The following is a 9,641-nucleotide window of genomic DNA, read 5'->3' as shown; positions in this document are numbered from 1 at the left end:
CCCCGGCCCGTGCACGGCCAGGGCACCGTCCCGCCGCACGCACCGCCGCCGCGGACGGTGCCTCCGCCCGCCCCCGGCCGGTCGCGCCTGCCGGTCTCCATCGCGACCGCCGCGGCGGTCTTCGTCGGCGCCGTGGCCCTGGTGATCGCGACGTCGCTCGGCGACGGCGTCGGCGAGGGCGGCGGCGAGGGCACCGTCTCCGCCTCGGGCCGGCCCCGCACCACCACGGGAACCGGCCGCGCCGCCGAGCCGCCCACCGCCCGGCAGGCGCCGCTCGGCCCGCGCACCCCGGCACCGAGCCCGCAGGAAACCGATGAGCCCGCGGAAGGCGGCGTGCCCGCCAAGCTCATCGGCGTCTGGGAGGGCACGACCACCAACGGGCAGAACCGCCGCATGACCGTCCGGCAGGGGCGGACGGGCGGCGACGTCGTCACCGTCAGCACCACTCACCGCGACGTCGAGTGCCGGGCGGTGGGAAGGCTGCTGTCGTCGGGCGAGCGGATGATCGTGTTCCACACCCGCGTCACCTACAGCAAGCCGCACAACGCGTGCTCCAGCGCCGGACGGCAGACCCTCACCCTGGTCGACGACGACACCGCCCGGTACCGGTCCAGCAGGATCAGCGGCGTGCTGAAGAAGCAGGGCTGAAGGGGCGGTCAGTCGCCGGGGCGGGTGAGCGTCCAGAAGGCTCAGCGGCGGGGACGGGCGGCGGATCGCTCAGGGCTGTCCGGCGGACGCGCCGCCGCCGGACGCCGGGACGGGCCGGCCGGTGACGCTGATCGAGACGCCGATGCCGAGCCCCGCGAGCAGCGCCGTGGTGACGAGGAAGATGAAGAATTTGTGCATCATGGGTCGCCCATCTGTGCGGTTCTGTCGCTGTGCCGGTCCGTCAGGAGCGCGCGGCCGCCGGCTCGGCGGGCTCCTCGCCCGCGGTCACGGGGAGCCCATCGGAGCGGTAGGCGTGCCCGTCGCGGGTGACGGCGGCCGACTCGTAGCCGCAGGAGGCCAGCCGCGCCAGCCACAGCAGCCCGTCGCGGCCCATGGCCAGCGCGGCGGTGGCGTAGGCGTCGGCGATGGCCAGGTCCGGGCCGGTGACGGTGACCGAGCACAGGTCGCGGACCGGTTCGCCGGAGTGCGGGTCGATGACGTGGTGGCCGCGTTCATAGGTGCCGGACGTGGCCACGGCCAGGTCGGTGCCGGTCACCACCCAGGCCAGCCGGTCCGCCTCCCACGGGTGGCGGATGCCGATGCGCCAGACGCGGCCGGGCGCGGGGCGTCCGCGGCTGCGCACGTCCCCGCCCGCGTTGATGCAGTGGTTGAGGGCGCCGGCGCGGGCCAGGCGGCGGGAGGCGACCTCGACCGACCAGCCCTTGACGTACCCGGAGGGGTCCAGTCGGCCGGTGGCCCGCTCGTCGAAGTAGCCGTCGGTGCGGCGGCGCAGGGCCGCGCAGGACTCCAGCACGGCGCGCGTGTCCGGGGAGCACTCCTCCTCCGTCAGCTCGCCGGTGTCCAGGCGGGTGATCTCGCTGTCGCCGCGGTAGGTGCTGAACCTTCGGTCCACCTCGTGCAGCCAGGCGCAGGTCTGCTCGACCAGGTCGGTCAGCGTGCCGCGCGGGAGCGGGTCGGCGATGTCGATGACGACCGCCGTGCCCATCACGTGCTCGATGTGGTGCATGCTCGGGTGCCGTCCTCCGTTCCTGCCGGGGTGCCGTCCGCGGTCAGGCGCGCGCCGCCGCCAGCGCCGACTGCAGCGAGGCGGCGAACGAACGGCTGGTGTAGGTGGCGCCGGAGACCGTGTCGATCTGGGCGCTCTGCGCCTGCAGGGCCTCCTGCCGCAGCAGCGGGATGGCGCGCCGGTTGACCTGCAGCGTCCGGGCGGGGGACGTGGCGTGGGTGGCGGTGACCGCGGTGATCCGCCCGTTGGCGACCTTGATGGTGACCTGGACGGGCCCGTAGGGGTTGACCGAGGCGGTGCCCCGGAACACGCCGTTCCTCAGCCCGTTCGCGGCGGCGCCGCCCGTGCCGGTGCGCGAGCCGCCGGCGCCCGTCCGGCCGGGCGAGGGCGAGGACCGGCCGGTGCCGGGCACGGTGGAGGCCGCGGCGCCGGTGGCGAGCTGCCCGCCCGCGGCGGCGGCCGGGTCCGCGCCGGCCGCGGCCTTCCCGGCGACGGCCGCGTCGGCCCCGAACTTCGCGGCGAGCAGCAGGGCGGTTCCGGTCAGCGTGCCGAAGACGGCGGCGGTGGTTCGGTGCATCGCACTCCTCCATGAACGGATCGAGCCGGTTACAGGCGGAGGCCGGCTGGCGGGTCAGAACTCGAACGGGTCGAGGTGGATCTGCCTGCGGCGCACCCGCAGGCGGCGCAGCACGGCGATGGCGGACTCGACCATCCCGGGCGGGCCGCACAGGTACACGTCGCGGTGGCGCACATCGGGGACCAGTTCGCGCAGCCCCTCGGGGGTGAACAGGCGCCGCGGTTCCGGTTCGTGGCGCGAGCCGAGCACGTAGCGCAGCTGGAAGCTGCGCCGCTGCGCCAGGCCGCGCAGCTCGTCGGCGAAGACGATGTCGTCCGGTCCGCTCGCCCGGTAGATCACGACGGTGTCGCCGGGCAGCTCCTCCAGCAGGGCCCGGACCGGGGCGATCCCGCTGCCGCCGGCGATGAGCAGGGCGCGGCGGCGGGTGCGGTGCTCGGCGGTGAACGTCCCCGACGGGCCCTGCACGATCACCCTGGTGCCGGGGCGCATCCGGCGCAGCCCGGCGGTGTAGCCGCCGACCGCGTTCACGGTCAGCCGCAGCCACTGCTGGTTGGGCGCCGCCGACAGCGAGAACGGGTGCGACTGCCACCAGCCGCCGGCGGTCAGGAACCGCCAGCGGAAGTACTGCCCGGCCCGCGCCCCCAGCCTGTCCAGGGCGTGTCCGCCGACGTAGATGGACACCACCGTGTCCGACTCGGGGACCACGTCGACGACGTGCAGGCGGTGCCGCAGATTGAGCCACAGCGGCTCCACCAGGCGCCCCCAGAACAGGCAGGCGATCACCAGGGCGTACAGGCCGGTCCAGAACCAGCGGGCGAAGCCGTCCTGGGACAGCTCGGACCCGGTGGCGAACTGGTGCCCGTAGCCCAGGATCAGCGCCGCGTAGGCGGACAGGTGCAGCCAGTGCCACAGCTCGTAGGGCAGGCGGCGGCGCAGCGCGCGGGCGGCCAGCACGCTGATCGCCACCATGATCCCGACGGCGGCGGTCGCGCCGAGCATGTCCTCGTAGGTGGTGATCAGGGTGACCGTCTGCTCGGCGATCGCCACCTGGTCGGTCAGCGCGTAGCCCACGACGGTGTACCCGACGTGCGCCAGCACCAGCACCAGCGTCCAGGCACCCAGGCGGCGGTGCCAGCGCGTCAGGTCGTGGCCGCCGACCCACGTCTCCAGCCATGACACCCGGCTCATCATCAGCACCTGCACCATCAGCAGGTATCCGCCGACCAGTCCGGTGATCCGCCCGACCCCGGTGATGATCTCGGCCGGGGTGGTGAGCGTGACGGCGGGGGTGGCGAACACCCACAGGCCCGCGCTGGTGGCCAGCAGCGCCCAGAACAGCAGGATCACCAGCAGGCGGTTGCCCGCGATCTTCTTCCCCGGCGCGTCCTCGCGTCCGGCGCGTCCCGACCGCGCCCCGGGACGGGCCGAGCGCGGAGGGGCCGCCGCGCGGGCCGCCCGCTCCCGCTCCCGCGCGTCCCGCGAGTAGCGGGGCGCCGCGGCGGCCGATCCCCCGGCGGGGCGGGCCGGGCGCGACCTCGGATCGGCCGGACGGCCCCCGAGCTCGCCCGGACGGGTCAGCGGGTCGGCCGGCGGCGACGCGGGGTCGGCCGTCAGCGGCATCGTCAGGTTCTGTGCGAGCGCCGGGTCGTTGCGCACGGACAGCGGCTCGTTGCGCGCCGAGAAGGGCTCGTTGCGCACGGACAGCGGCTCGTTGCGCGTGGAGAGCGGCCCGTTGCGCACGGAGAGAGGGTCGTTGCGCGGGGCGAGTGTCTCGTTGCGCGCGGCCGTCCCCAGGTTGCGCGGGGACAGGGCCTCCTGCGGCTCGGCGCCCAGCGGCGACCACGCCCCCTCCGGGCCCACGCCGGACGCGGGCGGGCGCACGGCCGTGCGGCGCCGGTCCCAGGAGCCGCCGTACGGTTCGCCGTCGGCGCGCCGGCGGCCGTCCCCCCATCCCGCGAACCCGTCGGGGTCGCCGTCGGCCAGGTAGGGCGCCCCGTTGCGGCTCAGACGCTCGTCCATCACCGGGCGCGGGGATCGGCCGCGGGAACCGTCTTGTCTGCGTGCACCTCGTCCTCCTCGACCGGAACCGCCCAGGCACGCGCCGTCGGCGCGGACGCGTCCTCCCCGGGTCCTGACGACAAGCCGTACGGGCCGGCCGCGCGGCGCGGTTCACCGCCGGTGCGCAGGACGAGGCGGCGGCGGGGTCAGCCGCGCCAGCTGTAACGGCGTTCGGGACGGCCCGCGACGCCGTAGCGCAGGGACACCTCGGCGCTGCCGACGGCGGTGAAGTGCTCCAGGTAGCGGCGGGCGCTGACCCGGGAGACGCCGGTCAGGGCGGCGCACTCGGTGGCCGAGATGCTGCCGTCGGCGTCGCGGAGGGCCCGTTCGATCAGTTCGGCCGTCTCCACGCTCATGCCCTTGGGCAGGGTGGCGGACGGGGCGGGCACGGCGGCGCCGGCCAGGACGCGGTCGACGTCCGCCTGCCCGCGCACCACCGTGGTCAGCAGGCGCCGGCGGCGGGCCGCGTAGCGCTCCAGGCGGGGCCGCAGGTCCTCGAACTCGAACGGCTTGAGCAGGTAGTCCACGACGCCCTGGCGGACGGCGCCGCGCAGCGTCTCGGCCTCCCGCGCCGCGCTGATCACCATCACGTCGCAGTCGTGCCCGGCCGTGCGCAGCCGCGGGATGACGTCCAGGCCGAACATGTCCGGCAGGTACAGGTCGAGCAGCACCAGGTCGGGCCGCAGCCGGTCGACGGCCGCGATCGCCTCCCCGCCGGTGGCGGCCGCGCCCGCCACCCGGAACGGCGGGACCCGCTCGACGAACGCGCGGTGCACCCGGGCCACCATGAAGTCGTCCTCGACCACCAGCACGTCGATCGGGCCGGCCGGCTCGCTCATGGGCGGGCTCCTTCCGTCGTCTCGTCGGCCAGGGCGCGGACGGTCATGCGGGCGACGAACATGGCCCCCTCGGGCGTGTTGGTCACCGAGATCTCACCGCCGTGCCGCTCGCAGACCAGGCGGGTGAGGGCCAGGCCGATGCCGCGCCCGCCCTCCTGGGCGGCCTTGGTGGTGAAGCCGTGGGAGAACACCTCCTGGGCCAGTTCGGGCGCCACACCGGGACCGGAGTCGCGCACCACGATCTCCACGCTGGAGGCATCCTGCCGCAATTCCACCTCAACCCAGGCATCGCCCCCGCTCCCGGACGCGTTCCCGGCCGTGCACCCGGTGGCGGTCCCGACCGCGGCGGCGTCGACGGCGTTGTCGACCAGGTTGCCGACCACGGTCGCCACGTCGGCGGCGTCCTCGGGGGCCAGGCGGTCCAGGGCGGTGCGCTCGGAGATGCGCAGCGCGACCCGGCGTTCGGCGGCCAGTGACGACTTGGCCATCAGCAGCGCGGCGACGGCGCCGTCGCGGACCCGGCGGCTGAGCGTGACGTCCAGGGCCTGGCGGTGCTGCTTGAGCGCCCGGATGTAGCGGACCACCTCGTCCTGCTCGCCGATCTGGATCAGCCCGGAGATGGTGTGCAGCTGGTTGGCGAACTCGTGGGCCTGGGCGCGCAGCAGCTCGGAGGTGCTGCGGAACGAGCCCAGCTCGCGCTCCAGGTGGGCCAGCTCGGTGCGGTCGCGCAGGGTGGTGACCGAGCCGAGCGCGCGGCCGTCCTTCGCCACGGTCATCCGGTTCATCACCAGCACCCGGCCCCGGCGGATGACCACCTCGTCGCGCCGCTCCCCCGCCCCGTCCCCGGCGCCGTCCTGGGCCCCGGTGAGCACGTCGCGGAGCCGGCCGCCGATGCCGAGGTCGGCCAGGCTCTGCCCGACGCAGTCGGCGGGCAGGTCGAGCAGCCGCCGCCCCATCTCGTTGACCAGGGTGATCCGGTGCTGCGGATCCAGGGCGACCACGCCCTCGGCGATGCCGTACAGCATGGCCTCGCGGTACTCGGCCAGCCCGGCGATCTCGCGCGGCTCCAGCCCGAGGGTCTGCCGTTTGACGCGCCGCGCCAGCAGCCAGGACCCGGCCACCCCGAGTCCGCTGGCCAGGCCGAGGTAGACCAGCAGGTTGGAGGACGCGCCGGCGAGCCGCTGCCACACGGTCGGGGACTCCTCGCCGATCATGACGATGCCCAGCTGCCGGCCCAGGCTGCCCTCCGCCTCGCCGAGCACCGGGACCTGCGCGACCAGTTCGCGGCTGCCGCCCAGGGTCAGCTCGCCGGACCAGCCGCGGCCCGCGGCGGCGCCCGCGCCCAGCGGCATCCGCGCGCCGATCACCGTGGGGTCGGTGGCGCTGACGATCCGGCCGCCCGCGTCGGCGACGGTGACGGAGCTGACCCCCGACTGGGTGAGCGTGGACTGCACGAGCGGGGCGAGGGTCTCGCGCGGCGCGGGCCGCTCGAGCCGGCTGCGCACCAGCGGGTTGGCGGCCAGCTGCTCGGCCAGCGCGACGACGCGGCGTCCCTCGACCCGGTTGAAGGTGGCCTCGGACTGGGCCAGCGAGATCGCGGCGACCGCCAGCAGCACCATCACCACGATGGCGAGCTGGAGCACCAGCATCTCGCCCGCGAGACTATGACGGCGGAACGGGGCGACCACGGTGAACTCAATCTTCGGTGCTCGGGCTGGTCCGGACCCGCCCGCTGCGGACCTGCCCGGTCCGGGCGGCGGGCGGCGAGTCGCACAATCATGACGCCCGCGGGCCGCGAGCGGAAGAGAGGGGTGTGATGGAGGGCACTGCGGCGCGGCGTCCGCGCGTCCTGCTCGCCGTCTGGGCGGCGCTGGTCCTGGCGGCGGCGGTCGCCTGCGGGCCGTGGCCGGGGACGGGGGCGCGGCCCGGCGCGGATCTGCGGATCATGGTGCCGAACATCCCCGGCGGCGGCTACGACACCACCGCCCGCACCGCCGCCAAGGTCATGAAGGACACCGGGATCGCCCCGGACGTGCAGGTGTTCAACCTGCCGGGCGCGGGCGGGGTGGTCGGCCTGCAGCGCATCGTCAACGAGCGCGGCAACGGCCGGCTGGCCCTGCAGATGGGCCTGGGGGTGCTGGGCGCCTCGTCGGTGTCGGGCGCGCGGGTGACCGTGGCGCACACCACCCCGATCGCGCGGCTGGTCGAGGAGCCGGGCGCCGTGGTGGTGCCGCGCGACTCGCCGTACCGGACGATCGGCGAGCTGGTCGCCGCGTGGCGGCGGGACCCGGCACGGGTGACGGTCGGCGGCGGCTCGTCCCCCGGCGGCCCCGACCACCTGATGTCCATGAAGCTCGCCGAGGCCGTCGGCATCGATCCCCGGCGGGTCCGCTACAAGTCCTACGACGGGGGCGGCGGGGAGCTGCTGCCGGTGCTGCTGGACGGCAGGCTCGCCTTCGGGGCCAGCGGGTTCGGCGAGCTGCTGGGGCAGATCCGCGCCGGTCAGCTGCGGGTGCTCGCGGTGACCTCCGACCGTCCCGCGCCCGCGCTCGCCGACGTGCCCACCCTCAAGTCCCAGGGCATCGACCTGGTGTTCACCAACTGGCGCGGCATCGTCGCCCCGCCCGGTATCAGCGCCGACGACAAGCGCACCTGGATCGAGGCGCTGACCGCGCTGCGCCGCACCCGCGAGTGGAAGGCCGAACTGGCCAAGCACGGCTGGATCGACGCGTTCGCCACCGGCGAGGAGTACGCCGCGTTCCTGGACGCGCAGAGCCGGACCGTCGCGCGGTTCCTGGCCGGCCTCGGCGCGGCCTGACCTTCCGTTCCGCTCGCCGGACGGCGCTTTGGCCAACGCACCCCGTGAACACAACGACCACAACCTCCGTTGGTTCCGGAAGCGAGACAGGCTGGTAACACACGGGCAACATGTGGGCCAGTTCACATCCCGTGATGACTGACGTACCGACAGGTGGTGGCATACGTGCGCCTGCGCACCCTCCTCGCGCTGCTGGGGGCAGTCGTGCTCGTGCTCGCGGGACCGCCGCTGCTGACCACCGGCAGCGGCGCCGACACCGGCACGCGGATCCCCGGCCTGCGGTTCATGGTGCCCAACACCCCCGGCGGCGGGTACGACATCACCGCCCGCACGGCCGCCCGGGACGCCGAGGACGCGGGGCTGACCCACGGCATCGAGGTGTTCAACCTGCCCGGCGCCGGCGGCACCGTCGGGCTGTCCCGGCTGGTGAGCGAGCACGGCAACGGCAAGCTCGCCATGTCCATGGGGCTCGGCGTGGTCGGCGCGGCCCGCTCCAACCACAGCCCCAGGACCCTCGCCGACACCACGCCGATCGCCCGGCTCACCGAGGAGCAGGACGTCGTCGTGGTCGCCAAGGACTCGCCGTACCGCACGATCGGCGAGCTGATCAAGGCGTGGCGCGAGAACCCCGGCAAGCTGCCGGTCGGCGGCGGCTCGTCCCCCGGCGGGCCCGACCACCTGGCGCCCATGCTGATGGCGCAGGCCGCCGGGATCGCGCCCAAGCGGGTCAACTACATCCCCTTCGACGGCGGCGGCGAGCTGCTCGCCTCGATCCTCGGCAACAAGGTCGCCTTCGGCGTGTCCGGCGTCGGCGAGTACCTCGACCAGATCCGCTCCGGCGAGCTGCGGCTGCTGGCCGTCACCGGCGCCGAGCGGGTGCCCGGACTGGACGCGCCCACCCTGCAGGAGGCCGGGTTCGACGTGAACTTCACCAACTGGCGCGGCATCGTCGCCCCGCCGGGCCTGTCGGACACCGAACGCGGCAAGCTCGTCCGGCTGTTCGAGGAGCTGCACGACTCGCCGCAGTGGCGCGAGTCGATGCGCAGGAACGGATGGAGCGACGCCTTCCTGACCGGCGAGGAGTTCGGCCGCTTCCTGGCCGAGCAGGACCGGCGGGTGGTGTCCGTGCTGAAGGAGCTGGGACTGTGAGCGGCACCGACACCGCCGCGGCGGCCGGACGCCGCGCGTGGCTGCGCGAGCACTCCGAACTCGGCGTGTGCGTCCTGCTGCTGGCGGTCGGCGCGCTGACCCTGTTCGACGCGCTGACCATGCACGTGGAGATCGCCCAGCGCGGCCCGGTCGGCCCGCGCACCGTGCCGATCGCGGTCGGCGCGGGACTGCTGGCCGTGGCGGCGCTGCTGGCCGTGGACGTGCTGCGCGGCGGCCGCGGCGAGGCCGAGGGCGGCGAGGACGTGGACCTGTCCGAACCGGCCGACTGGCGCACGGTGCTGCTGCTGGCCGGGGTGTTCCTGGCCGCGGCGGCGCTGATCGAGCCGCTCGGCTTCCCCGCCGCCGGGGCGCTGCTGTTCTGGGGCGCCGCGTACGCCCTCGGCAGCCGGCGGTTCGACCGCGACCCGCTGATCGCCGCCGTGCTGTCGCTGGTCACCTATGTCGTCTTCAACGACCTGCTCGGGGTGCCGCTGCCCGGCGGACCGCTGATGGGGGTGCTGTGAC

The 9,641-nt window shown here is 75.0% G+C and carries 9 protein-coding genes and 1 pseudogene; 4 read left to right on the top strand and 6 right to left on the bottom strand.

Going from position 1 to position 9,641, the window contains the following annotated elements:
- Positions 1-648, top strand: a pseudogene (locus ABD879_RS21755) (hypothetical protein); the annotation flags it as partial.
- A gap of 69 nt (positions 649-717) precedes the next feature.
- On the opposite strand, the gene ABD879_RS21750 reads toward ABD879_RS21755, so the two are convergent.
- The 6 genes from ABD879_RS21750 to ABD879_RS21725 all read right to left on the bottom strand — a co-directional run bounded on the left by ABD879_RS21750 (position 718) and on the right by ABD879_RS21725 (position 6,798).
- On the bottom strand, positions 718-849 hold the full coding sequence (locus ABD879_RS21750; RefSeq protein ID WP_345023365.1) for a hypothetical protein: 132 nt from the start codon (positions 847-849) through the stop codon (positions 718-720).
- Between the two features lie 40 nt (positions 850-889).
- A complete protein-coding gene (locus ABD879_RS21745) occupies positions 890-1,675 on the bottom strand; it encodes an FAD:protein FMN transferase (protein WP_345023364.1) in 786 nt (261 codons plus the stop codon).
- Positions 1,676-1,718: 43 nt separating this feature from the next.
- Entirely contained in the window at positions 1,719-2,252 is a 534-nt protein-coding gene (locus ABD879_RS21740; RefSeq protein ID WP_345023363.1) for an FMN-binding protein, read from the bottom strand.
- Between the two features lie 54 nt (positions 2,253-2,306).
- Complete coding sequence (locus tag ABD879_RS21735; RefSeq protein ID WP_345023366.1) at positions 2,307-4,271, bottom strand: ferredoxin reductase family protein; 1,965 nt, start codon at positions 4,269-4,271, stop codon at positions 2,307-2,309.
- Positions 4,272-4,456: 185 nt separating this feature from the next.
- Complete coding sequence (locus ABD879_RS21730) at positions 4,457-5,149, bottom strand: response regulator (RefSeq protein ID WP_345023362.1); 693 nt, start codon at positions 5,147-5,149, stop codon at positions 4,457-4,459.
- The gene (locus tag ABD879_RS21725) at positions 5,146-6,798 is read right to left on the bottom strand and encodes a sensor histidine kinase (protein ID WP_345023361.1); all 1,653 of its coding nucleotides are present in this window, start codon (positions 6,796-6,798) and stop codon (positions 5,146-5,148) included. The genes ABD879_RS21730 and ABD879_RS21725 overlap by 4 nt, the downstream gene beginning before the upstream one ends.
- A 167-nt stretch (positions 6,799-6,965) precedes the next feature.
- Here ABD879_RS21725 and ABD879_RS21720 point away from each other — a divergent pair, with 167 nt between their 5' ends.
- The 3 genes from ABD879_RS21720 (at position 6,966) to ABD879_RS21710 (ending at position 9,640) form a co-directional block, all read left to right on the top strand.
- Positions 6,966-7,967, top strand: coding sequence for a tripartite tricarboxylate transporter substrate binding protein (locus tag ABD879_RS21720; RefSeq protein ID WP_345023360.1), 1,002 nt, complete (start codon positions 6,966-6,968; stop codon positions 7,965-7,967).
- A 156-nt stretch (positions 7,968-8,123) separates the two neighbouring features.
- On the top strand, positions 8,124-9,116 hold the full coding sequence (locus ABD879_RS21715; RefSeq protein ID WP_345023359.1) for a Bug family tripartite tricarboxylate transporter substrate binding protein: 993 nt from the start codon (positions 8,124-8,126) through the stop codon (positions 9,114-9,116).
- A complete protein-coding gene (locus ABD879_RS21710; RefSeq protein ID WP_345023358.1) occupies positions 9,113-9,640 on the top strand; it encodes a tripartite tricarboxylate transporter TctB family protein in 528 nt (175 codons plus the stop codon). The genes ABD879_RS21715 and ABD879_RS21710 overlap by 4 nt, the downstream gene beginning before the upstream one ends.
- Position 9,641 lies beyond the last annotated feature (1 nt).

This window comes from Actinomadura keratinilytica (assembly GCF_039539665.1).
GTDB classification, from domain to species: Bacteria; Actinomycetota; Actinomycetes; order Streptosporangiales; family Streptosporangiaceae; genus Spirillospora; species Spirillospora keratinilytica.
This window is presented reverse-complemented; position numbering and strand designations above follow the sequence as displayed.